This window comes from Streptomyces sp. cg36, assembly GCF_041080675.1.
In the GTDB taxonomy this organism is placed as follows: Bacteria; Actinomycetota; Actinomycetes; order Streptomycetales; family Streptomycetaceae; genus Streptomyces.
The window spans coordinates 3,077,464-3,100,447 of the sequence record NZ_CP163520.1 but is presented as its reverse complement, the minus strand read 5'-3'; the positions used below and the strand labels follow the sequence as shown (position 1 = coordinate 3,100,447).

General features: G+C 73.7%; 23 protein-coding genes. 8 read left to right on the top strand and 15 right to left on the bottom strand.

Annotated features, from left to right (window positions below; translation table 11 throughout):
- Positions 1-266: 266 nt before the first annotated feature.
- Together AB5J87_RS13675 and AB5J87_RS13670 are read right to left on the bottom strand one after the other, a co-directional pair.
- Positions 267-1,256, bottom strand: coding sequence for a sigma-70 family RNA polymerase sigma factor (locus tag AB5J87_RS13675; protein ID WP_369376836.1), 990 nt, complete (start codon positions 1,254-1,256; stop codon positions 267-269).
- Between the two features lie 92 nt (positions 1,257-1,348).
- A complete protein-coding gene (locus AB5J87_RS13670; protein WP_369376835.1) occupies positions 1,349-2,629 on the bottom strand; it encodes an MFS transporter in 1,281 nt (426 codons plus the stop codon).
- Between the two features lie 35 nt (positions 2,630-2,664).
- Between AB5J87_RS13670 and AB5J87_RS13665 the strand changes: the two genes are divergently transcribed.
- Complete coding sequence (locus AB5J87_RS13665) at positions 2,665-3,645, top strand: LysR family transcriptional regulator (RefSeq protein ID WP_369376833.1); 981 nt, start codon at positions 2,665-2,667, stop codon at positions 3,643-3,645.
- Positions 3,646-3,705: 60 nt separating this feature from the next.
- On the opposite strand, the gene AB5J87_RS13660 is transcribed toward AB5J87_RS13665, so the two are convergent.
- Positions 3,706-4,470, bottom strand: coding sequence for a dienelactone hydrolase family protein (locus AB5J87_RS13660; protein ID WP_369376832.1), 765 nt, complete (start codon positions 4,468-4,470; stop codon positions 3,706-3,708).
- A 114-nt stretch (positions 4,471-4,584) separates the two neighbouring features.
- Here AB5J87_RS13660 and AB5J87_RS13655 point away from each other — a divergent pair, with 114 nt between their 5' ends.
- From AB5J87_RS13655 to AB5J87_RS13645, 3 genes are all read left to right on the top strand, one after another.
- Positions 4,585-5,739, top strand: coding sequence for an adenosine deaminase (locus AB5J87_RS13655; protein ID WP_369376830.1), 1,155 nt, complete (start codon positions 4,585-4,587; stop codon positions 5,737-5,739).
- 134 nt (positions 5,740-5,873) lie between these two features.
- Complete coding sequence (locus tag AB5J87_RS13650) at positions 5,874-6,170, top strand: ATP-binding protein (protein WP_369376829.1); 297 nt, start codon at positions 5,874-5,876, stop codon at positions 6,168-6,170.
- A gap of 139 nt (positions 6,171-6,309) precedes the next feature.
- Positions 6,310-7,026, top strand: a complete 717-nt coding sequence (locus AB5J87_RS13645) for a hypothetical protein (protein ID WP_369376828.1) — start codon at positions 6,310-6,312, stop codon at positions 7,024-7,026.
- A 31-nt stretch (positions 7,027-7,057) separates the two neighbouring features.
- On the opposite strand, the gene AB5J87_RS13640 is transcribed toward AB5J87_RS13645, so the two are convergent.
- The 5 genes from AB5J87_RS13640 to afsQ1 all read right to left on the bottom strand — a co-directional run bounded on the left by AB5J87_RS13640 (position 7,058) and on the right by afsQ1 (position 10,819).
- The gene (locus tag AB5J87_RS13640) at positions 7,058-7,258 is read right to left on the bottom strand and encodes a PspC domain-containing protein (RefSeq protein WP_369376827.1); all 201 of its coding nucleotides are present in this window, start codon (positions 7,256-7,258) and stop codon (positions 7,058-7,060) included.
- Between the two features lie 89 nt (positions 7,259-7,347).
- Complete coding sequence (locus tag AB5J87_RS13635) at positions 7,348-7,905, bottom strand: VanZ family protein (protein WP_369376826.1); 558 nt, start codon at positions 7,903-7,905, stop codon at positions 7,348-7,350.
- A gap of 88 nt (positions 7,906-7,993) precedes the next feature.
- The gene (locus AB5J87_RS13630) at positions 7,994-8,602 is read right to left on the bottom strand and encodes a hypothetical protein (protein ID WP_369376825.1); all 609 of its coding nucleotides are present in this window, start codon (positions 8,600-8,602) and stop codon (positions 7,994-7,996) included.
- Between the two features lie 8 nt (positions 8,603-8,610).
- Positions 8,611-10,101 (bottom strand): sensor histidine kinase, encoded by a 1,491-nt coding sequence (locus AB5J87_RS13625; RefSeq protein WP_369376823.1) that lies wholly within the window; start codon positions 10,099-10,101, stop codon positions 8,611-8,613.
- A gap of 40 nt (positions 10,102-10,141) precedes the next feature.
- Positions 10,142-10,819, bottom strand: coding sequence for a two-component system response regulator AfsQ1 (afsQ1, locus tag AB5J87_RS13620; RefSeq protein WP_369376822.1), 678 nt, complete (start codon positions 10,817-10,819; stop codon positions 10,142-10,144).
- 180 nt (positions 10,820-10,999) lie between these two features.
- Between afsQ1 and AB5J87_RS13615 the strand changes: the two genes are divergently transcribed.
- Positions 11,000-11,749 (top strand): SigE family RNA polymerase sigma factor, encoded by a 750-nt coding sequence (locus tag AB5J87_RS13615; protein WP_369376820.1) that lies wholly within the window; start codon positions 11,000-11,002, stop codon positions 11,747-11,749.
- A 190-nt stretch (positions 11,750-11,939) separates the two neighbouring features.
- On the opposite strand, the gene AB5J87_RS13610 is transcribed toward AB5J87_RS13615, so the two are convergent.
- Positions 11,940-12,641, bottom strand: a complete 702-nt coding sequence (locus AB5J87_RS13610; protein ID WP_369376819.1) for a uridine kinase — start codon at positions 12,639-12,641, stop codon at positions 11,940-11,942.
- A 53-nt stretch (positions 12,642-12,694) separates the two neighbouring features.
- On the opposite strand from AB5J87_RS13610, the gene AB5J87_RS13605 reads away from it, so the two are divergent.
- On the top strand, positions 12,695-13,114 hold the full coding sequence (locus tag AB5J87_RS13605; protein WP_369376818.1) for a hypothetical protein: 420 nt from the start codon (positions 12,695-12,697) through the stop codon (positions 13,112-13,114).
- A gap of 92 nt (positions 13,115-13,206) precedes the next feature.
- Here the strand turns inward: AB5J87_RS13605 and AB5J87_RS13600 are convergent, their stop codons facing one another.
- From AB5J87_RS13600 to deoC, 3 genes are read right to left on the bottom strand one after another with little or no spacing between them, the layout of a single operon-like run.
- Positions 13,207-14,118 (bottom strand): aldehyde dehydrogenase family protein, encoded by a 912-nt coding sequence (locus tag AB5J87_RS13600; protein ID WP_369376817.1) that lies wholly within the window; start codon positions 14,116-14,118, stop codon positions 13,207-13,209.
- Positions 14,111-15,547, bottom strand: a complete 1,437-nt coding sequence (locus tag AB5J87_RS13595; protein ID WP_369376816.1) for an aldehyde dehydrogenase family protein — start codon at positions 15,545-15,547, stop codon at positions 14,111-14,113. The genes AB5J87_RS13600 and AB5J87_RS13595 overlap by 8 nt, the downstream gene beginning before the upstream one ends.
- 5 nt (positions 15,548-15,552) lie before the next feature.
- Entirely contained in the window at positions 15,553-16,509 is a 957-nt protein-coding gene (deoC, locus tag AB5J87_RS13590) for a deoxyribose-phosphate aldolase (protein ID WP_369376815.1), read from the bottom strand.
- A 244-nt stretch (positions 16,510-16,753) separates the two neighbouring features.
- Here deoC and AB5J87_RS13585 point away from each other — a divergent pair, with 244 nt between their 5' ends.
- Positions 16,754-18,016: a hypothetical protein gene (locus tag AB5J87_RS13585; RefSeq protein WP_369376814.1), complete on the top strand. Its 1,263-nt coding sequence runs from the start codon at positions 16,754-16,756 to the stop codon at positions 18,014-18,016.
- A gap of 122 nt (positions 18,017-18,138) precedes the next feature.
- On the top strand, positions 18,139-18,771 hold the full coding sequence (locus tag AB5J87_RS13580) for a PH domain-containing protein (RefSeq protein WP_369376812.1): 633 nt from the start codon (positions 18,139-18,141) through the stop codon (positions 18,769-18,771).
- A gap of 13 nt (positions 18,772-18,784) precedes the next feature.
- Here AB5J87_RS13580 and AB5J87_RS13575 read toward each other — a convergent pair whose 3' ends face one another.
- The 3 genes from AB5J87_RS13575 to AB5J87_RS13565 all read right to left on the bottom strand — a co-directional run bounded on the left by AB5J87_RS13575 (position 18,785) and on the right by AB5J87_RS13565 (position 22,672).
- Positions 18,785-20,014: a hypothetical protein gene (locus AB5J87_RS13575; RefSeq protein ID WP_369376811.1), complete on the bottom strand. Its 1,230-nt coding sequence runs from the start codon at positions 20,012-20,014 to the stop codon at positions 18,785-18,787.
- 141 nt (positions 20,015-20,155) lie between these two features.
- A complete protein-coding gene (locus AB5J87_RS13570; protein WP_369376810.1) occupies positions 20,156-21,796 on the bottom strand; it encodes a phospho-sugar mutase in 1,641 nt (546 codons plus the stop codon).
- Positions 21,797-21,847: 51 nt separating this feature from the next.
- A complete protein-coding gene (locus tag AB5J87_RS13565; RefSeq protein ID WP_369376809.1) occupies positions 21,848-22,672 on the bottom strand; it encodes a purine-nucleoside phosphorylase in 825 nt (274 codons plus the stop codon).
- Between the last annotated feature and the right edge of the window lie 312 nt (positions 22,673-22,984).

The following is a 22,984-nucleotide window of genomic DNA, read 5'->3' as shown; positions in this document are numbered from 1 at the left end:
CCCACCGGCTCGGGGCCGCGGTGAACGGCGCGAGAGGCGGGCACGGCCCGCGGACGAACGGGGCTTTCAGGGGCGCGGGGAACTGCGCGAGAAGCGGGCACGGTCCGCAGGGGAACGAGGGTTTTGAGGGGCGCGGGGAACGGCGCGGGCAACCCAGCACGGCCCGCGGACGAACACCGGGCCCTAGAGGGGCGCGAGCAACCCCCACCGGCCCGCAGCCGAACTCCGGGCACAACAAGGCCGCGGGGAACCGCGCGAGCGAGCCACTACTCACCCGCGCCCAGCACCTCCGGCAGCCCGAACAGCGGGAACCACCGCGCCGTGTCCAGGAACGCGTTGAGCCCGACTATCTTGCCGTCCGCGAGCTCCACCACCTGCAGCGCCCACGGCTCGTGCCGCCCGCCGGGCCCGCTCGGCCGGTACTGCCCGAACGCGGGCGTCCCGTTGGCCACCGTCGCCACCAGCCGCGAGCCCCGGCAGCCGTGGCCGGGCCCCACGTGCCAGGCCACGATGTCCTCGGGCCCGCGCAGCCACAGGTCGTACGGCGGCATCGACAGCGTGGCGTCCTCGTGCAGCAGTGCGGTGAGCGCCGACATGTCGTACCCCTCGAACGCCGCCACATAGCGGGCCAGCAGCTTCCGCTGCTCCTCGTCGAGCGGGTCCGCCGCGTCCGAGGGGCGGGGCTCCGACTCGGCGAGCGTGGCCCGCGCCCGCTGGAGCGCGCTGTTGACCGACGCCACCGTCGTCCCGAGCAGCTCGGCCACCTCGCTCGCCTTCCAGGCCAGCACCTCGCGCAGGATCAGCACCGCCCGCTGACGGGGCGGCAGGTGCTGGAGGGCCGCGACGAAGGCGAGCCGCACGCTCTCCCGGGCGACCGCCGTCTCGGCCGGGTCGTCGACCGCCGTGGGCAGCACCCGCGCGTCCGGCACCGGCTCCAGCCAGGTGACCTCCGGCCGGGAGCGCAGCACCGCCGAGGAGGCGGTCTGCGGGGCCGTCAGGTCCATCGGCCGGGCCCGCTTGCCGCTGGCGGTCAGCATGTCCAGGCAGACGTTGGTGGCGATCCGGTAGAGCCAGGACCGCAGCGACGAGCGGCCCTCGAACTTGTCGTGGCTGCGCCAGGCGCGGACCATCGTGTCCTGCACCGCGTCCTCCGCCTCGAAGGACGAGCCGAGCATCCGGTAGCAGTACCCCGTCAGCTCGACCCGGTGCTTCTCCAGACGGGAGTCCAGGTCCGTCGCCGTCGACAGATCACTCATCGCGTCCACCCCAGATCGACCGTGCGTCTTCAGTGCCCCAGCCCTTCGGAAGCTACCGGAGGCCACTGACAATCGCCCTCTGTGGCGGTGTTTCAGCAGGTCGCGTGGGTCGCGGCGAGCCGGCGCTCGACCCGGGCGGCGTGGCTGCCGTACAGCGTCACCGTGACGACGCCGAGGACCGCGAGCAGCCCGAGCAGGACCGTGGCGGGCCAGCCGCCCGCGTGGAAGGCGACCGCACCGAGCGTGCCGCCCGCGCTGCTGCCCAGGTAGTACGCGGACTGGTAGAGCGCGGACGCCTGGGCCCGGCCCGACGTGGCGGTGCGGCTCACCGAGGAGGAGGCGACGGCGTGGCCCGCGAAGAATCCGGCGGTGATCAGGACGAGCCCGGCCAGGACCGCGGCCAGCGAGTCGAGCAGGCTCAGCACCAGTCCGGCCGCGGTGGTGGAGACGGCCAGGTACAGCGCGCCCCGGCGGCCGAGCCGGGCGACCAGCTGCCCGGCTCCGGCGGAGGAGACCGTACCGACCAGGTAGACCAGGAAGATCGAGCCGACCACGCCCTGGGGGAGGTGGAAGGGGGCGGCGGTGAGCCGGTAGCCGATCACCGTGTAGACGGCGCCGAAGACCGTCATGAAGAGCGCGCCGATCGCGTACAGCCGTACCAGGAGCGGGTCGGCGAGATGGCCGCGCACGGTCGCCGCCAGGGCCCGCGGGTCCAGCGGGGCGGGCCTGAAGTGGCGCGAGCCCGGCAGCAGCAGCCGGAACGCGACCGCGCACCCGGCGGCCAGCAGGCCCACCGCCGCCAGCGCCGCGCGCCAGCCCCACGCCTGTGCCACCCAGCCGGTGAGGATCCGGCCGCTCATGCCGCCGATGGAGTTGCCCGCCACGAACAGGCCGATCGCGGCGACGAGCGCCTTGGGCCGGACCTCCTCGGCGAGATAGGCCATCGCGGAGGCGGGCAGCCCCGCCAGCGCCGCGCCCTGGACCGCCCGCAGGGCCACCAGCCAGCCCACGTTCGGCGCGAACGGCACCAGCAGGCCCACGCCGACCGCGACCGCCAGCGAGACCGTCATCGTCCGCGACCGTCCGAACCGCTCGGACACGGCGCTCAGCGGCAGTACGCACAGGGCGAGCGCCCCGGTGGCCGCCGACACCGTCCAGCTCGCCGCGGAGGCCGAGGCGCCCAAGTCGCCGGAGATCAGCGGGAGGAGGGCCTGGGTGGAGTAGAGGAGGGCGAAGGTCGCGACTCCGGCGGCGAAGAGCGCGAAGCTCATCCGGCGGTAGCCGGCCGCGCCCGGGGCGAGCTTGGTGTCGGCGGGGGACGGCGCGGTGGAGGCACCCGTGGTGGCGGGTGCCCCGGTACTGGCAGGAGGCATACGGCGACCGTAGGCCCGGCCGTGTTATGCGTCCAATGCGTGGACCGGCCATAATCGATCCACCAGTGCATAAGCAGAGTTCAGGCGGGTGGCTGTCATTGAACAGTAACGAAGAAGACATTGTCACGGCCCTCGCTCCGCGCCTCGCGTACTTCGCCGGGGTGGCCCGCCACGAGCACGTCACGCGCGCGGCGCAGGAGCTCGGGGTGCCCCAGTCGACGCTCTCGCGGGCCATGGTGCGGCTGGAGGAGGACCTGGGCGTCGCGCTCTTCGCCCGGCGGGGCCGCACGGTCTCGCTGACCCCGGCGGGCCGCACCTTCCTCGCCTCGGCCGAGCGGGCGCTGGCCGAGGTCGCGCGGGCCGCCGAGTCGGTGCGCTCCGACGCCGACCCGGCCACCGGCAAGGTCGCCTTCGGCTTCCTGCACACCATGGGCTCGGAGACGGTGCCCGGCCTGATCCGGGCCTTCCGGGTCGACCACCCCCGGGTGCGCTTCACCCTCGTGCAGAACTACGGCGAGGCGATGATCGAGCGGCTGCGGGCGGGGGAGCTGGACCTGTGCCTCACCTCGCCGGTGCCGGACGCGCCCGATCTGGTGGCCCGGCGGCTGGACGAGCAGCGGCTGCGGCTGGTCGTCCCCGAGGACCACCGGCTCGCGACGCGCCGGCGGGTCCGGCTCGCCGAGGCCGCCGACGAGACGTTCGTGACCCTGGAGCCCGGCTACGGGCTGCGGCGGATCACCGACGACCTGTGCGCCCGGGCCGGGTTCACCCCGAGGGTGGCGTTCGAGGGGGAGGAGGCGGAGACCCTGCGCGGGCTGGTGGCGGCGGGTCTCGGCGTCGCCCTGCTGCCCCCGCCCGCGGTGGCCCGGCCCGGCGTGGTCGAGCTGACGGTGACGGCGCCGCGCGCGGTGCGCGAGATCGGGGTGGCCTGGCTGGACGGCCATCCGGACACCCCGCCGGTGGCCGCCTTCAAGGCGTTCCTGCTCTCGCGCCGCGGTCAGCTGCTGCCGGTGTGAGGCGCGCGGGCCCGTACCGCCTCCGTGCGAACTGAGCCCGCGTCAGAGCCGCATGCGGCGCTACGACTTGAGGGACCTGCCGAAGCCCGCCGCCAGCGGCATCCGCAGACCCAGCGGGGGCGGGGCCGCCAGGGCGTCCTCGACGGGACGCGCGTACGCGTGCGCGAAGAGGGACCCTTTGACGAAGTCGACGGCCAGCGCGTGGACCTCGGAGCGGTGCTGGCGCAGCCCGTGGCCGTCGGAGTGGACCTCGAAGCGGCAGGTGTCCCGGTTGGCCTTCTTCGCGCGCGCGGCGAGCCGGAACGACAACTCCGGGTCGCTGCGGGCGTCGTTGGTGCCGTGGACTATCAGCACCCGCCGCCCCACCAGCTGCTTGACCGGCTCCGGCTCGGCCGCCAGGTCCTCCTCCGGCAGCCAAGGGGCCAGCGAGAGGACGCAGTTGACCGCCTCGTGGCCCGCCGCGCGCAGCGCCGCCCGGCCGCCCATGCCGTGCCCGGCCAGGCAGACGGGCACGTCCCCGTACCGCCGCACGACCTCGTCCGCCGCCCACCGGGCGTCCGCCGCGAGCCGGGCGTCGTCGCCGTTCCAGCCCCGGCCCCGGTAGCGGACCAGATGGGCCACCAGCCCGTCGTCGCGGCCCGCGCGCGCCAGCCGGCGGGCCAGCGGCAGCGCCGAGACATGGCTGAGGGGGGAGGGGCGGCGCGCCGAGACGGGGTCGCCGTCCGGCAGCACCAGCACCACTCCGCCGACCGAGGTGCCGGCGCCGGTCGCGCCGACGGCCCGTCCGAGCCGGGCAGCAGGCAGGGGAATCGCTTGCTGTGCCATGGCAGAACAGTCTCAGAAGCCGACGTGTACTCCACCCGTCCGCGCGGTCACTGTTACGTATCGGCAACCGATCAACTCCCGGTGATCTACGCGCGTAGGGGCTAGAGTGCGCAGATGACGAGCCAGACCACCGACGTACCGACCACGGACCAGATCCGCCGCGCCCCGAAGGTGCTGCTCCACGACCACCTCGACGGCGGTCTGCGTCCTGGCACCATCATCGAGATCGCTGAACAGACCGGGTACACCGGTCTGCCCGAGACCGAGGCCGACAAGCTCGGCATCTGGTTCCGGGAAGCCGCCGACTCCGGTTCCCTGGAGCGGTATCTGGAGACCTTCGCGCACACCTGCGCCGTCATGCAGACCCGCGACGCGCTCTTCCGCGTCGCCGCCGAGTGCGCCGAGGACCTGGCGCAGGACGGCGTCGTCTACGCCGAGGTGAGGTACGCGCCGGAGCAGCACCTGGAGAAGGGGCTGACCCTCCAGGAGGTCGTGGAAGCCGTCAACGAGGGCTTCCGGGAGGGCGAGCGCCGGGCCCGCGAGGCGGGCAACCGCATCCGCGTCGGCGCCCTGCTCACCGCGATGCGGCACGCCGCCCGCGCCCTGGAGATCGCCGAACTGGCCAACTCCTACCGGGACTCGGGCGTCGTCGGCTTCGACATCGCGGGCGCCGAGGCGGGCTTCCCGCCCACCCGGCACCTGGACGCGTTCGAGTACCTCAAGCGCGAGAACAACCACTTCACCATCCACGCGGGCGAGGCGTTCGGCCTCCCGTCGATCTGGCAGGCGCTCCAGTGGTGCGGCGCCGACCGGCTGGGCCACGGGGTGCGGATCATCGACGACATCGAGGTCGCCGGGGACGGCACGGTGAAGCTGGGCCGGCTCGCCGCGTACGTGCGGGACAAGCGGATCCCGCTGGAGATGTGCCCGACGTCCAACCTCCAGACCGGCGCCGCCGCTTCCTACGCCGAACACCCGATCGGGCTGCTGCGCCGGCTGCACTTCCGGGCCACCGTGAACACCGACAACCGGCTGATGAGCGGCACCAGCATGAGCCAGGAATTCGAGCGGCTGACCGAGGCGTTCGGCTACACGCTCGACGACATGCAGTGGTTCACTGTCAATGCGATGAAATCAGCGTTCATTCCTTTCGACGAACGCCTCGCGATGATCAATGACGTCATCAAGCCCGGATACGCCGAGCTGAAATCCGAATGGTTGTTCAAGCAGACCGCTGCGACCAGCGGGTCTACCGCGCCCATGGGGTAATAGTTCAATCGCCGGAACGGCCGGGGGAGTTGATTCACCGGCCGTTTCCCGGTGGTGTCGGGGTTTGCGGCGCGCACGGCGGTCTGACTAGCTTGCAGAGCCGCTCACATCCCCTTCCCTAGGATGAATTCCTGATGAAGCAGTCTGCCGTCAAGACACTCGGTACCGCCGCTGTCGGTGTCGCCTTCGCCGCCGCTGCCGCCGGTTCGGCCGCCGCCGCGCCCGCCGCCGCCGGCCTTCCCGAACTCCCCGTTCTGTCGGGCGTGACCAAGAAGCTCCCGATGGGTGCCGCCGAGTCCCTGACCGCCGGTCAGAACGCCCTGGGCAAGGGCGCCTCGGCCGTACCGGCCGGCGCCACCGACCCGGTGGGCGGCCTGCTCGGCGGTCTGCCGGTCGGCGGCCTCGGCGGCGGTCTGCCGCTCGGCGGCTGATGGCCGAAACGTACCGCCTGGCGGTGCTTTGAGGCGTTGTGGCGGGGCGCACACCCGGTTGCGGGTGTGCGCCCCGCCGCGCGTGTGTCAGGATCGCGGCTCGTACGCAGGCGATTGACAGGTGAGTAGGGTTTCCAGGATGCGTGTGAAGGCGACCGGACTCGCCGTACTGACGGTGTCGGCGCTGTGCCTCACCGCCGCGTGCGGCTCCTCCGGCGGGGGCGACGGCAAGGGGTCCGGGTCCGCCCGGGGCGGCACCCCGGCCTCGGCCGCCGGGCGCACCAAGCTGCAGCGGGCCGCCCTCGAACAGGGGGACGTGCCCGGCTACCAGGTCTCCGCCGACACCACCGCGCAGGGCCAGGGCCGCCCGCAGGCCGACCGCGGGCGGTGCCAGCCGCTCGCCGACGTCATGGGCGACCGGCCGAGCCCCAAGGCGCGCGAGACCGTCAACCGGGGGCTGGGCTCGCAGCGGCGCCTCGGCCTCGCGGTCGCCGCCTCGCTCAGCGACTACGCCCGGCCCGACGCCGAGAAGCTGATCAAGGACCTGCGGGCGGCGCTCGCCGGGTGCACCGGCTTCCGGGCCGAACTCGGCGGCACCAACTCCGTCTACCGGCAGGTGAGGGCGCGGCCGTACCGCGTCGGCGGGGACGAGTCGGTCAGCTGGTCGGCCACGTCGACCCAGGTGAACGTGGACACGCCGGTGCACATCGTCGTCGTGCGCCAGGGCCCGACGATCGTGCGCTTCATGACGATCAACCTCGGCGCGCCCGTCGAGGGCCGGGCGCAGCCGCTGGTGGAGGTGCCGAGGGAGGTCGCGGACAAGCAGCTCGCGAAGGTCCGCGAGGTACTGGGCTGAGCCCGGCGCCCCGCGCGGCCCGCCGCCGGGGTCACCAGGCGGTGCTCGGGGTCTTCTCGGCCGGGAAGAGGACCCACAGCGCGAGGTAGAGCAGGAACTGCGGGCCCGGCAGCAGACAGGACGCCACGAAGAGCACGCGCATCGTGGTGGCCGAGGTGCCGAAGCGCCGGGCCAGCGCCGCGCACACGCCGCCGATCATCCGGCCGTCGCGGGGGCGGGTGAGGGTGTTCATGAGGGCTCCTTCGGGGCCGAGTCGTGGCTGGTGCGTGGCGTTTGCGCCATGACTCGATCCTGCCCCCGGGAAGCGGGCAAAACGTCGGACTACGGGGCGATCCCGACCCTGGGAATCGTCGGGGTACGACCCTGAGCCGGGCCCGGGTGGGAGACCGGGGCCGGGCGCGGCACGGCCCGGTCCCGGCGGCGGCGCAGCGCGAGCCGGGCGGCGGGCACCACGGCGATGTGGGCGAGCGCCGCCCCGGCCGTGTTCAGGAGCAGCGAGTCCACGTCCGCCACCCGCCCCGGCACCCCCGTCTGGAGCAGGGCGATGCCGAGCGAGACGAGCGCCGTGGCGGCGGCCGTCCGCAGCAGGGAGGCCACCGGGGAGACGTCGAGGCGCCCGCCCACCAGCGGCAGCAGCACGCCCAGCGGGGCCAGGAGCAGCAGCCCGGCGCCGATGCGCTCGACCGCCTCCAGCGTCCCCAGCGCCAGGTCGGCGCGGATCCCGGCGAGCGGGGTCAGATTGGGCGCGGCCACCCACACGACGTCGCGGGGCCGCAGGGTGAGAGACGCGACCAGCGTCAGATGCGCGAGGAGAAGAGCGCATCCCGCCGCGCGGAACCGGATGGCGGCGCCGCCGCCCACACCATGACGCTGTTGCACGCCCCCCAAGACGACCGGTGCGGCACGATCGGTTCCGCGTGCCGAAGACGGCCCCGGCGCCCCCACCCGCGCGCGGCGGGGGCGGGGCTCACGGGGCCGGGCGCAACATGTCGCCCAGGGTGGGCGAGGCGTCCGGGCGCGACTTCATCTCCGCCGTGCAGGCGTAGCCCCGGGCGGGATCGTCGGTCGGGCCGCCGAGCACCACCTGGCGGCTGCCCGAGGAGGTCGGCGTGTTCTCCGCGAACGTGCAGACGATCTGCGAGAGCGCCGGTGCCGGCAGGTCCTCGGGGCGGCGCGTCAGCCGCAGCGCCCCGGCCGGATCGCCCTTGCGCGCGCCGGTGACCGTCAGCGGACCCCGTACGTCCGTGGTGTACCCGGCGGCCTTCTCGTCGCCGGACGGGGTGACCTCCAGCTCGGACAGGAGCGTCTGCGCGAACAGCAGCCGGTCGGCCGACGCCCGCCCCTCCGGGATCCGCACCGAACGCTCGGCCGCCACCAGCTGCGCCCCGCACACCAGGTAGATCCGTACGGTCACGCCCTCGAACTGCGGGGTCGGGTTGCCCGGCACCTCGCAGGGCACCCGGGACGGCGCGGGCCCGGCGTCCACCGGGACCGCCGTGGGCCGGATGCCGCAGCCGGTGGCGGCGCCGGCCAGGGCCAGCAGGGCGAGCGCCCCGCCCGCCAGACGCGTTCCCACCGAGTCCCTCACGCCTCCTCACCCCCGCCGAGCGGCAGCCGCAGCACGAACACGGCGCCGCCCTCGGGCGAGTTCGCGGCCGTGATGTCGCCGCCGTGGATGTGCGCGTTCTCCATCGCGATGGACAGGCCGAGCCCGCTGCCCTCCGAACGGGGCCGGGACGCGCTCGCCTTGTAGAACCGGTCGAACACGTGCGGCAGCACGTCCTCGGGGATGCCCGGGCCGTGGTCCCGTACCGCGATCACCAGCTCCTCGCCCTCCACCCGCACCGAGACCCGGACCGGGGAGCCGCCGTGCTTGAGCGCGTTCCCGATCAGGTTGGCCAGGATCACGTCCAGGCGGCGCGGGTCGAGCCGCGCCATGACGCCGCGTTCGGCATCCAGGTCCACCGCGTCCAGCCAGGCCCGCGCGTCGATGCACGCGGTGATCTGGTCGGCGATGTCGACGTCGTCGAGGACCAGCCGGGCCGTACCGGCGTCGAAGCGGGTGACCTCCATCAGATTCTCCACCAGCACGTTCAGCCGCCGGGTCTCCGAGACCACCAGCTGCACGGCGGGCGCGATCATCGGGTCGAGGCTGTCCGCCTCGTCCTCCAGGACCTCGGTGACCGCCGTCAGCGCGGTCAGCGGCGTCCGCAGCTCGTGCGACATGTCGGCGACGAACCGGCGGCTCGCCTCCTCCCGCGCGCTCATGTCGCTGACCTTCTTCTCCAGGCTCTCGGCCGTCTTGTTGAACGTCCGCGACAGGTCGGCCAGTTCGTCGGTGCCCGACACCCGCAGCCGGGTGTCCAGCTTGCCCTCGCCGAGCTGGCGGGCCGCGTCGCCCAGGCGCTGGACCGGCCGCAGCACGGTCGTCGCGGCGGCCTGCGCCAGCAGCGCGGAGCCGAGCAGCGCGAGCCCGGTGGCGATCCCGAGCGACCAGGCCAGCGAGTTGAGGTCCTGGCGCTCCTGGTCGAGCGAGGCCAGCATGTAGCCGGTCGCGCCACCGCCGATGATCTTCGTCCCGCCGATCAGGTACGGCTTCCCGCGCAGCGTGCGGCGCTGCCAGAACAGGTGGTACGGATAGTCGTTGCTGTCCGTGACCTTCTGCTTCTTGCCCACCGCCTCCTGGAGCGAGCCGGGCACGTCGTCGAGCGTGAAGCGGTCCACGTCGGACGCGCCCACGATCGGCTTGCCCGGGTCCCGCTCGTCCACCAGGAGCACCTGGTAGCCGGAGCTGACGTGGTAGCCGGAGCGGCTGCTGGCCGCCATCTGCTGGGCGGTCACCTGGAGGTCGTGCGCGGTCGGCCGCAGCGGCAGCGAGGCCGCCCGGTTCTGCATCTCCTGCCGGAAGTCCCCGAGCGCCGCGTCCTGGGTGCGGACCAGGACGGCCTCGCGGTTCAGCCAGTACGCGATCCCCGACGCGGAGACCGCGGCGGTCAGGGCGACGAGCGCGAACACGACGACCAGACGCAGGCGCAGGCTGGTCCAGCGGAGGCCGGCGAGTATCGCCTTCTTCACGTTTGCGAATCGCTGCTTTCTTGGGTTCGGCCGGGAGCGGTCACGAGGGGGTGTCGAGGCGGTAGCCGACCCCGCGCACCGTGCGGATCAGGGTCGGCGACGACGGTACGTCCTCGACCTTGGCCCGCAGCCGCTGCACGCACGCGTCGACCAGCCGGGAGTCGCCCAGGTAGTCGTGCTCCCACACCAGCCGCAGCAGCTGCTGGCGGGAGAGCGCCTGACCGGGGCGGCGGCTCAGTTCGAGCAGCAACCGCAGCTCGGTCGGCGTCAGTTGGAGGTCCTCGCCGTTCTTGGTGACCGTCATCGCGGCGCGGTCGATCACCACGCTGCCGAAGGTCGCCGAGTCGGTCGCCTCGCGCTCGCCGCGGCGCAGCACCGCGCGGATCCGGGCGTCGAGCACCCGGCCCTGCACCGGCTTGACCACGTAGTCGTCGGCGCCCGACTCCAGGCCGACCACCACGTCGATGTCGTCGCTGCGCGCGGTCAGCAGGATGATCGGCAGCTGGTCGGTGCGCCGGATGCGACGGCACACCTCGAAGCCGTCGATGCCGGGCAGCATCACGTCCAGCACGACCAGATCCGGCCGCTGCTCGCGCAGCAGCTTGAGCCCGTCCTCGCCCGTCGCCGCGGCGGCCACACGGTGGCCCTGGCGGGACAGGGAGAGTTCGAGCGCCGTGCGGATGGCGTCGTCGTCCTCGATCAGCAACAGGAAAGGCACGGAGGTCATTCTGGCCCATGGGGGAGCGGAGTTCGACCTCCCCCGGACTTCGCCCGCACCGCAACGCTCACAGCCTGCTGTGACAGGGCTGTGACAGTCGCCGGACAGCGCCATGAAAGTGGCCGGGCAAGCTCTTCCTCGTACCGACCGAAACAGGACTCCACCGACGGGGGGCGCGAGATGAACGCACTGCACAGCACCACCTCAAGCGCAGTTGTCACGCGTCTCCACGACGTCGTGCGGAGCGAGAAGTCCGGTGCCGTGAGCGGACGGGGGTGCGCTCGCGGCACCGGGCGTCAGCACCAGACGTACATGACGGTGCTCGACTCGGTGCCGACCTCGCCCTTCAAGGGCGCGGTGACCGGCGGGGATGCGGCGTACGGGGGGGCCACGGGGGAGCGTTCCGCCTCGGAGGCCGAGTTCACGGCCTATGTGCAGGAGCGCCGGGCCTCCCTGTACGCCACCGCCTACCACCTGACCGGCGACCGGTTCGAGGCCGAGGACCTGCTGCAGAGCGCGCTGTTCTCGACCTACCGGGCCTGGGACCGGATCAGCGACAAGGCCGCGGTCGGGGGCTACCTCCGCCGCACCATGACCAATCTCCACATCAGCGCGTGGCGCCGCCGCAAGCTGAACGAGTACCCGACCGAGGAGCTGCCGGAGACGGCGGGCGACACGGACGCGATGCGCGGCACGGAGCTGCGCGCGGTGCTCTGGCAGGCGCTGGCGCGGCTGCCCGAACTCCAGCGCACCATGCTGGTCCTGCGGTACTACGAGGGCCGCACCGACCCGGAGATCGCGGACATCCTCGACATCAGTGTCGGCACGGTGAAGTCGAGCATCTGGCGGTCGCTCCGCCGGCTGCGCGAGGACGACGTCCTCTCCTTCGGCCGTGACGAGGAAGAGTCCTTCGGCGAGCTGGTGGCCTGAAGGCGGGCCCGGCGGTGGCAGCCGCCGGAGTACGGGGAGCTGGGGGGAGCGTACGGGGGACGGTGTCTCGGGGGAGGCGCCGGGCGTACGGGCAACGGGGGAACGAGGCGGGACCGAAGGGGCCGGGGGGCCCACTCGGTCCCGCCTCTTCCGTTTCCGGCCGCGGGCTACCCGGACGGCGGGCGCGGGGTCAGACCTGCACGGCGGGTGCGGCGGCGCGCCGGCCCGCGGCTGCCGCGGCCAGCCGGCCCAGCGCCTCCTCCTTGCCGCACGGGTGCGCGCCCAGCGCGGTCTGGCGGGCCACGATGCCGCGCTCGGCCCGCATCAGCCGCCAGCCCCGCCGCAGCAGGAACGGCACCGACTTGCGCCCCTCCTTGAGGTCGCGGGCCAGCCGCCGCCGGAACGTGGTCGAGGGGCGGCCCCGCAGGCAGAGCGCGTCGGCCAGCACCCCGTGCTCGCGCAGCCGGTCCACGATGTCCGCCGCGAAGATGCCCTCGGCGACGAAGAGCGGGGTGCGGTCGATGCCGAAGAGGCTGGTGCCGGTCCGGGAACTGGTGGCGATGTCGTACTCGGGCACCGCCGTGCGTCCGGTGCGGCACAGCTCGACGACGGCGGCCACGGCCGCGTCGGCGTCCCAGGACCCCGGCGAGTCCCAGTCGACGTCCGTGGAGCCGGGCACACGCGGCAGGGTGGGGTCGGCGGCCTCCTTGTAGAAGTCGTCCAGGCGCAGCACGGGCAGACCCGTGCGGGCGGCGAGGGAGGACTTTCCGGAACCGGAGGGGCCCGTGAGGAGAACAACACGGGTCGGGATGGCGTGTGCGGTCACGGGACACCAGTCTGAGGCATCCACCCGGGAGGTGGACCCCCCGGGGAGCCCGTTGGTATCGAGCATCACACCTCAACTACGCTGCGTGCGCGAATCAATACGTAGAGGAGTGGACGACCATGGCACGAAACCACGCGGGCGGGGCCGGTCGCGGTCGCGCACTGCTGCGCGCCGGGCTCACCGTCACGGCGGCGGGCGCGGCGCTCACCGGGGCCGGGGCCCCGGCCCAGGCGGCCACCGACCCGGCGACGGCGGTGGGCGAGGCCGTGGCGGGCCCGGCGACGGCCGTGGACGCCCCGACACGCTCGGTGACCGGAGACCTGTCCGCGGGGGTGAAGTACGCGCTGGCGCCGGCCAAGACGCTCCGGCTCAACCCGTTCGCCCAGACCGCGGTGGACCCGCTGGACAACGGGGTGGCGACCCAGGTCGGCGACTTCAAGCCGGTCACCACGGCCGTCGCCACCGACCCGCTGCACGACAGCGGCGCGCTCAAGGACCTGCCGGTGATCGGCGCGGCGACGGGCCTGCTGCCGGGCTGAGGGCCCGGCCCGGGGCGGAACGGACCGAACGGCGCCACGGGTGGGGGCCCGGGGCGCCGTTCGGGGTCGGGAGGCGCTGGTGCGCGCGGCGGCTAGTACGCGGAGCCGGAGGCACCCAGCGAGCCGGTCGGGTGCCAGACCGTCTTGGTCTCCAGGAACGCCGTCAGGCGGTGGGTGCCCGGGTCGGCCGACCAGTCGGCGGCGGCCGGGCGCAGCACGCGCTTGAGGTTGTCCGCCGCCGCGACCTCCAGCTCGCGCGCGAGCTCCGCGTCCGCGCCGGTCAGGTCGATCGCGTTGACGTCCTGGTGGGCGGCGAGCGGCAGGGCGAGCTCGGCCGTCCGGCCCGACAGCACGTTGACCACGCCGCCGGGCAGGTCGGAGGTGGCGAGCACCTCGCCCAGCGACAGCGCCGGCAGCGGCGCGTCCGCACTGGCGATCACCACGGCGGTGTTGCCGGTCGCGATCACCGGGGCGATCACCGACACCAGGCCCAGGAACGAGGACTCCTGGGGCGCGACGACGGTGACGACACCGGTCGGCTCCGGCGTGGACAGGTTGAAGTACGGACCCGCCACCGGGTTGGCGCCGCCCACGATCTGGCCGATCTTGTCGGTCCAGCCCGCGTACCAGACCCAGCGGTCGATCGCCGCGTCCACCTGGGCGGCGGCCTTGGCCTTCGAGAGGCCCTCCGCCTCGGCGACCTCGCGGACGAACTGCTCCTTGCGGCCCTCCAGCATCTCGGCGACGCGGTAGAGGACCTGGCCGCGGTTGTACGCGGTCGCGCCCGACCAGCCGCCGAACGCCTTGCGGGCGGCGACGACCGCGTCCCGGGCGTCCTTGCGGGAGGACAGGGGCGCGTTCGCCAGCCACTTGCCCTTGGAGTCGCTCACCTCGTACACCCGGCCGCTCTCGGAACGCGGGAACTTCCCGCCCACGTACAGCTTGTAGGTCTTGAAGACGCCGAGACGCGTCGACTCGGACTTCTCAGACGACTTCTCAGACATCGAGGTAACCCTCCAGGCCGTGGCGACCGCCCTCGCGGCCGAAGCCCGACTCCTTGTAACCGCCGAACGGCGAGGTCGGGTCGAACTTGTTGAACGTGTTGGCCCACACCACACCGGCGCGGAGCTTGTTGGCGACCGCGAGGATCCGCGAGCCCTTCTCCGTCCAGATGCCCGCGGACAGGCCGTACTGGCTGTTGTTGGCCTTGGCGACGGCCTCGTCCGGGGTACGGAACGACAGCACCGACAGGACCGGGCCGAAGATCTCGTCGCGGGCGACGGTGTGCGCCTGGGTGACGTTGGTGAACAGCGTCGGGGCGAACCAGTAGCCGTTCTCCGGCAGCTCGCACGCCGGGGACCAGCGCTCGGCACCCTCGGCCTCGCCGGTCTCGGCGAGCGCGGTGATCCGGGCCAGCTGCTCGGCCGAGTTGATGGCGCCGATGTCGGTGTTCTTGTCCAGCGGGTCGCCGAGGCGCAGGGTGGACAGGCGGCGCTTGAGCGCGTCCAGCAGCTCGTCCTGGATCGACTCCTGGACCAGCAGGCGCGAGCCCGCGCAGCAGACCTGGCCCTGGTTGAAGAAGATGCCGTTGACGATGCCCTCGACCGCCTGGTCGACGGGGGCGTCGTCGAAGACGATGTTGGCGCCCTTGCCGCCGAGCTCCAGGGTGACCTTCTTGTCGGTGCCCGCCACGGACCGGGCGATGGCCTTGCCCACGGCGGTCGAGCCGGTGAAGGCGACCTTGTTGACGTCGGGGTGCCCGACCAGGGCCGCGCCCGCGTCGCCGTACCCGGTCAGGATGTTCACGACGCCCTTGGGCAGGCCCGCCTGGCGGCAGATGTCCGCGAAGAACAGCGCGGTCAGCGGGGTCGTCTCGGCGGGCTTGAGGACGACCGTGTTGCCGGTCGCCAGCGCCGGGGCGATCTTCCACGCCAGCATCAGCAGCGGGAAGTTCCACGGGATGACCTGGCCCGCGACGCCGAGCGGCTTCGGGTTCGGCCCGTAGCCCGCGTGGCCGAGCTTGTCGGCCCAGCCCGCGTAGTAGAAGAAGTGCGCGGCGACCAGCGGGAGGTCCGCGTCGCGGGTCTCCTTGATCGGCTTGCCGTTGTCCAGGGTCTCCAGGACGGCCAGCTCGCGGCTGCGCTCCTGGATGATCCGGGCGATGCGGAAGAGGTACTTGGCGCGCTCGGAGCCGGGCAGCGCCGACCACTTCTCGAACGCCTTGCGGGCGGCACGCACCGCGCGGTCCACGTCCGCCTCGCCCGCCTGGGCGACCTCGGAGAGGACCTCCTCGGTGGACGGGCTGACCGTCTTGAAGACCTTGCCGTCGGCCGCGTCGACGAACTCGCCGTCGATGAACAGGCCGTACGAGGGCGCGATGTCGACGACCGACCGCGACTCGGGCGCCGGTGCGTACTCGAAAACAGATGCCATGGGGATCAGTCCACCGTCACGTAGTCGGGGCCGGAGTAGCGGCCGGTCGCCAGCTTCTGACGCTGCATCAGCAGGTCGTTGAGCAGCGAGGAGGCGCCGAAGCGGAACCAGTGGTTGTCCAGCCAGTCCTCGCCCACGGTCTCGTTGACCAGGACCAGGAACTTGATGGCGTCCTTGGTCGAGCGGATGCCGCCGGCGGGCTTCACGCCGATCTGGACGCCGGTCTGGGCGCGGTAGTCGCGCACGGCCTCCAGCAGCACCAGGGTGTTGGCGGGCGTCGCGTTCACCGCGACCTTGCCGGTCGACGTCTTGATGAAGTCGGCGCCGCCCATCATGCCGAGCCAGGAGGCGCGGCGGATGTTGTCGTACGTGGAGAGCTCGCCGGTCTCGAAGATGACCTTGAGGCGGGCCCGGTCGCCGCACTCGGCCTTCACGGCCGCGATCTCCTCGTACACCTTGAGGTAGTGCCCGGCCAGGAACGCGCCCCGGTCGATCACCATGTCGATCTCGTCGGCGCCGGCGGCCACGGCGTCCCGCACGTCCGCCAGCTTGACGGGGAGGGCGGCGCGGCCCGCCGGGAAGGCGGTGGCGACGGACGCGACCTTCACGTCCGACCCCTTCAGGGCCGCCTTGGCGGTGGCCACCATGTCGGGGTAGACGCAGACGGCCGCGGTGGTCGGCGTGGTGCGGTCCAGCGGGTCGGGGTGGACGGCCTTGGCGGCGAGCGCCCGGACCTTGCCCGGGGTGTCCGCGCCTTCGAGCGTCGTCAGGTCGATCATCGAGATGGCCAGGTCGATGGCGTACGCCTTGGCCGTCGTCTTGATCGAACGGGTGCCGAGGGACGCGGCGCGCGCTTCCAGGCCCACCGGGTCGATGCCGGGGAGCCCGTGGAGGAAGCGGCGCAGTGCCGCGTCCGACGCGGTCGCGTCGGCGAGGGCAGCTGCAGGTGCATTGGTGGGCATGGTCACCAGATGAGCATATCTACGCGCGTAGCGTCCTGTACAGCCCCGCTGACCAGGGCCGCTTCGGAACAGGCCCTTCCGTTCCCTGTCACACCGCTGTGACAGAGAGCGGACGGCTCCGCCGAACAAGATCACTAAATTCGTTCACGCAGCCCGCCGAAGACTCACCCGGCCCCACTCCGAACGAGACCACAGCGGCATGCGGCTCTTCCCACTTCCACCACTTGTCTCCTCGGGAGTCGTCATGCGTCACGCCCTCCGCACCGTCCTCGCCACCGCCGTCGTCGTCGGTGTCGCCCTCACCCCGGTCGCCGTCGCGACCAGCGCGCTCGCCGCCCCCAGCGCGTCGGCCACCGCCAAGCCCGCCGCCACCGGCGACCGCTACTCGGGCCTGACCGTCTCGCTCGCCAAGGGCTACATCGCGGTGCTGCGCAACCACACCGCCGACGGCGGCGCCGAGGCGTGGATCCGCGCGGTCGGCCCGGACTGGAAGCCCTCCGACGGCCACGCGGGGAAGGTCCTGGAGGTCCTCACCGTCAAGCACACCTCGGCGAAGACCGGCCCGCTGTCGCTGCGGCTGTCCGCCCCGACCGCCGAGATCCCGATGCTGGAGGTCACCGACGCCGCCGGCACCCGCACGGTCCTCTTCCCCGAGCGCGTGAACGACGGCGGCGCCAAGGACCACGGCGGCGGCGGCCAGGGCCCGACCACCCCGGTCGGCACGGACCTCGGCAAGCGCAGGCTGGCCGACGGCACCTACGGCGAGCTGTGGAAGAAGGCCGACGGCTGGTACGTCCTGGAGCTGGCGGCGCGCGACGGCGTGCAGCGCGGCTCGGTCACGGCGGGCGGCCCGAAGGGACAGTCCGAGAACGGCAGGCAGGTCGGCGGCATGTGGGTGGGCCTCAACGCCGGCGGCAAGGTGGGCTCCTGGCTCAACCCGGCGGGCGGCTTCGACGGCGAGTTCGACACCGTCAAGGGCTGCACGGCCGTCCGCACCAGCGGCACCCCCTTCGGCGGGCTGAGCCTGCGGCTCTCCAACGGCTCCAAGGGCGCGGTCGCCGAGGTGCTGAACGCGGACAAGGGCTCGGTCTACGACCGGCTCTCCACCGGCGACCGGTACGGCGTGCTGGGCGGCGCCGAGGTGCGGGACCTGTCGAGCGGGCCGGTCTTCCGGATGCGGGTGCACGGCGGCAAGAGCGGCTGGGCCACCCTCGCCTTCCCGAAGAAGCCGGCCGGCCAGGGCTGCGCGGCCACCACGGGCACCGCGAAGCCCGCCGGGACCTCGGGGACCTCCGGCACCGGCACCACCACGCAGACCACCGCCACCGCCGCCACCGCCACCGGCGTCCAGGTCGTCCCCAAGGGCGCGGTCGCGGCCGGTGCCGAGATCAACGGCGGCGGCGGCCACGACACCGCGCTCCTCGCGGGCGGCGCGGGCCTCGCGTCGGTGGGCGCGGCCGGGCTCGGCCTCGTCGCGCTGCGGCGCCGCGCGGGCGCCCGCGCCTGACGCTCCGCATCTCGCCGGGGGTGCCGCCACTCACCGTGGCGGCACCCCCGCACGCGTTGCGGGCCGGGCGCGCCCGCGCCCTCTCTCGGCCCCGCTCGAACACGTAGTGCACAATCGGCCCCATGACGAGCCCCACGCCGCCCGCCGAGCCCACCTACGCAGACCGCGTCTACCGGTCCTCCGGCGGCATCGCCGGCGGCGCGCTGCTGCTCGCGCTCGGGCTGTGGCTCGGCGGGGACGCGGTGGTGCGCGGCCACGGCAGCGCGCCCTGGCTGGCGCTGGCGGGGCTGCTCTTCGCGGTGCCGCTGATCTTCGCGTTCACCCTGCGCCCGGCGGTCTTCGCGGGCCAGGACCGGCTGCGGATCCGCAACCCGTTCCGCACCATCACCCTGCCGTGGGCCTCGGTCGCGGACGTCCGCGCCGGGTACTCCAGCGAGGTGTTCGAGCACAGCGGCAAGAAGTACCAGCTGTGGGCGATCCCGGTCTCGCTGCGCCAGCGCAAGCGCGCCGCCCGGGCCCAGCAGCGGGACGCGGCCAACGACCCGTACGGGCGCACCTCGGCGGCCGTCTCCGCCACCGACGACAAGACCGTCGCCCCCACCGACCGCACCATCCGCGAGCTGCGCGAGCTGGCCGAGCGCAACGCGGCCCGCGAGGGCGCGCAGGGCGAGACGGGCGTGCGCTGGGCCTACGAGGTCATCGCCCCGGCCGCCGCCGGCGCCGTCCTGCTCGCGGTCCTGGCCGCCATCGGCTGACCGGGCGCGGCCCCTACGGCGCCCCCGGCCACACCAGCAGCATGTAGGCGCCCAGCCAGGCCGACGACAGGGCCGCCGCCGTCAGCAGCAGCACCGCCACATGGCGCCGGGCCCGGGCCAGGGCGACCGCGAGCGGCAGCAGCAGCGGGAAGCCGGGGACGAGGAAGCGGGCGCGCGGGAAGTAGACGCCGCCGCTGCCGAACACCACCAGCAGCAGCACCCCGCTGAAGACCAGCAGGGCGAGCGGCTGGCGGTCGGCGAGACAGAGCAGGAAGAGCCCGCCCGCCACGATCAGCACCAGCGAGACCACCACCAGGAACAGCGCTGGAGCACGGTCGTAGACCAGCAGGGCGCGCAGCTCGCGCAGGGTGTCCGCGCCGCCGTCCCACTCGTTGCGCCACAGCCGCTGCACCGCGAAGTAGCCGTCCCAGCGGCCCAGCCGCACCCCCACCCAGGCCACGAACCCGAACCAGCCCAGCGGCGCGAGCAGTGCCCCCGCCAGCGGGCGCCGGGCGAGGCCGCCGCGCCACAGCGCCGTCAGCGCGGCCAGGCCGACCGCCGCCGCGACCGCGATCCCGGTCGGCCGGGTCAGCCCCGCGAGCGCCGCCAGCGCCCCCGCCGCCACCCACCGCCCGGTCAGCACCGCGTACAGCGCCCACGCGGTCAGCGCGGTGAACAGGGACTCGGTGTAGCCCATCCACTCCACGACGGCCACCGGCAGCGCCCCCCACAGCACCGCGAGCGCGGTACCGGCGCGCCGCCCGTACAGCAGGTCGCCGACGGCGAAGACGCCCCAGGCCGCCGCCGCCGAGCAGCCGACGGCCAGCAGCAGGCCCACGCTGGCGCGCGAGCCGGGCGTCACCGCCGCGACCGCCTTCACCAGCAGCGGGTAGAGCGGGAAGAACGCCAGGTTGTTGTGGTTGTAGCGGGTGCCGAGCTCATGGTCGTAGCCGTGGTCGGCGATGCCCAGGTACCAGTGCGAGTCCCAGGAGGTGGCCAGCGTCGTCCACACGCCGTGGTGCTGGAGGTGGGCCCACTTGGCGAGCACCGCGAGGCCGAGCAGCCGCACCGCGAGATGGCCGAGCAGCGCGGGCGCGGCCCGCCGGAGCGCGTGGCGGGCCCGGTCGCGGACCGGTCGCGGACCGGCGCCGCCGCCGGGGGCCCGGGGGCGGCGGGCGGCGGGTACGGCGCGGCGGCCCGTACGACTGCGCGTACGGGCCGCCGGTGAGGCGATCGGGGGCACGGCGGCTGCTCCTGGGCTCGGCGGGCTACCGGGGCCCACCTTCGCCCCGCCGGTCCGGGAAGGGCCGTGGGCGATCCGCCGACCGCCGTACGGGATTCACCCGTACGGGGTGCGGTCGCCGCACCCCGCGCCCGGGCGCGGCTAGATGCCCGCGGCGGTCGCCAGGTCCCGCTTGATCCCGGCGAGCAGCCCGGCCGCCGTGGCGCGGGCCGCGTCCAGGGCGTCCGCGCCGGCGACCGGCACCACGACCTCCAGGTAGCACTTGAGTTTGGGCTCGGTGCCGCTGGGGCGGACGATCACGCGGGCGCCGTCCAGGTAGTAGCGCAGACCGTCGGTCGGCGGCAGCGCCTCGGTGCCCTCGGTGAGGTCCTCGGCCCGGGTGACCGCCAGGCCCGCCAGCACGGTCGGCGCGTTCTCGCGCAGCCGCCGCATGGCGTCGGAGATGACGGAGAGGTCCTCCACCCGCACCGACAGCTGGTCGGTGGCGTGCAGACCGTGCTCGACGGCCAGGTCGTCCAGCAGGTCCAGGAGCGTGCGCCCCTGCTCCTTGAGGACCGAGGCGAGCTCGGCGACGAGCAGGGCGGCGGTGATGCCGTCCTTGTCGCGGACGCCCTCCGGGTCGACGCAGTAGCCCAGCGCCTCCTCGTACCCGTACCGCAGGCCGTCGACGCGGGCGATCCACTTGAAGCCCGTCAGGGTCTCCTCGTGGCCCAGGCCCGCGGCGGCGGCGATCCGGCCGAGCAGCGAGGACGAGACGATCGACTCGGCGAAGACGCCGCTCACGCCCCGGTCCACCAGGTGGCGGGCGAGCAGCGCGCCGACCTCGTCGCCGCGCAGCATCCGCCAGCCGCCCTCCACCGACGCGTCCGGCACGGCGACGGCGCAGCGGTCCGCGTCCGGGTCGTTGGCGATGACGATGTCCGGGCCGACCGCGCGCGCGGTCGCGAAGGCCAGGTCCATCGCGCCCGGCTCCTCCGGGTTGGGGAACGCGACGGTCGGGAACGCCGGGTCCGGCTCGGCCTGCTCGGCCACCAGCGCGGGCGCCGGGAAGCCCGCCCGGGCGAAGGCGGCCGTCAGGACGTCCTTGCCGACGCCGTGCATGGCCGTGTAGACGACCCGGGCGGTGCGCGGGGACCCTGCGGTCAGCACCTCGTCCGTACGCGCCAGATAGGCGTCCAGGACCTCCTCGCCCAGCGTCTCCCAGCCCGACTCGGGGCGGGGGACGTCGGCGAGCGAGGCCACCGCGGCGATCTCGGCGGCGATCTCCGCGTCGGCGGGCGGCACGATCTGCGAGCCGTCGCCGAGGTAGACCTTGTAGCCGTTGTCGCGCGGCGGGTTGTGGCTGGCGGTCACCTCGACGCCGGCGACGGCGCCCAGATGCCTTATCGCGTACGCCAGGACGGGGGTGGGCAGCGGGCGCGGCAGCACCGCGGCCCGCAGGCCCGCGCCGGTCATCACGGCGGCCGTGTCGCGCGCGAAGTCGGCCGACTTGTAGCGCGCGTCGTACCCGATGACGACCAGGCCGTCGCCCTGGCCCTGCGCCTTCAGGTACGCGGCGAGACCGGCGGCGGCGCGGATGACGACCGAGCGGTTCATCCGCATCGGGCCGGCGCCCAGCTCGCCGCGGAGCCCGGCGGTGCCGAACTGGAGCGTGCCGCCGAACCGGGCGGCCAGTTCGTCGAGCTCCTCGTTGTCGATGAGCTTGGCCAGCTCCTCGCGCGTCTCGCCGTCCGGGTCCTCGGCCAGCCATGCCTTGGCCCGCGCGATCAGGTCCTGCGTCACGTCGGTGAATCCCTTCCGGTTCGGCTCAGGGTGCGGATCGGTCGGTGCGGTTCAGATGCGGTCGAGTACCCGCGTCAGCAGCGAACCCATGCGCGCGGCCGAGTCACGGCCGGCCTGGAGCACCTCTTCGTGGTTGAGGGGCTCGCCCGTCAGCCCCGCGGCCAGGTTGGTCACCAGCGAGATGCCCAGCACCTCGGCGCCCGCCTCGCGGGCCGCGATGGCCTCCAGGACCGTCGACATGCCGACGAGGTCGCCGCCGAGCACGCGGACCATGTTGATCTCGGCCGGGGTCTCGTAGTGCGGGCCGGGGAACTGGACGTAGACGCCCTCCTCCAGCGAGGGGTCGACCTCCTTGCACAGCGCGCGCAGCCGCGGCGAGTACAGGTCGGTCAGGTCCACGAAGTTGGCGCCGACGATCGGGGAGGCGGCCGTCAGGTTCAGGTGGTCGCTGATCAGCACGGGCTGGCCCGGGCGCATGCCCTCGCGCAGACCGCCGCAGCCGTTGGTGAGCACGACGGTCTTGCAGCCCGCGGCGACGGCGGTGCGCACGCCGTGGGCGACGGCGGCGACGCCGCGGCCCTCGTAGTAGTGCGTACGGCCCAGGAAGACCAGGGCGCGCTTGTCGCCGATCCGGTACGAGCGGATCTTGCCGCCGTGGCCCTCGACGGCCGGCGGCGGGAAGCCGGGCAGCTCGGTGACCGGGAACTCGGCCTCGGGCTCACCGAGCGCGTCGGCGGCCGGCGCCCAGCCGGAGCCCATCACGAGGGCGACGTCGTGGGTCTCGGCGCCGGTCAGCTCGCGCAGGCGGGCGGCGGCGGCGTCGGCGGCGGCGTGGGGGTCGCCCTGGAGGTTGTCCGGAATAACAGATGCGTTCACGTCGACGAGGGTAACCGCTGGAGTCCTACGCGCGTAGATGACTGGCGCACAAGGGCTCGATCGTTGCCTTGTCGTTTCCGACGAGGCAAAAACATTTTTGCGGGCCGGGTCTTCGCCTGCGGGCCGGTGGTGGGTTGCTCGCGCCGTTCCCCGCGCCCCTTTGAAACCCGCCGTCGTCCGCGGACCGTGGTCGCTCCTCGCGCCGTTCCCCGCGCCCCTGGAAACCCGCCTTCGCCTGCGGACCGTGCCCGCGTCTCGCGCCCGCGCGGCGGAGCCGCACAATGTCACAGCCCCGCGCCCCTAAAAGCCTGG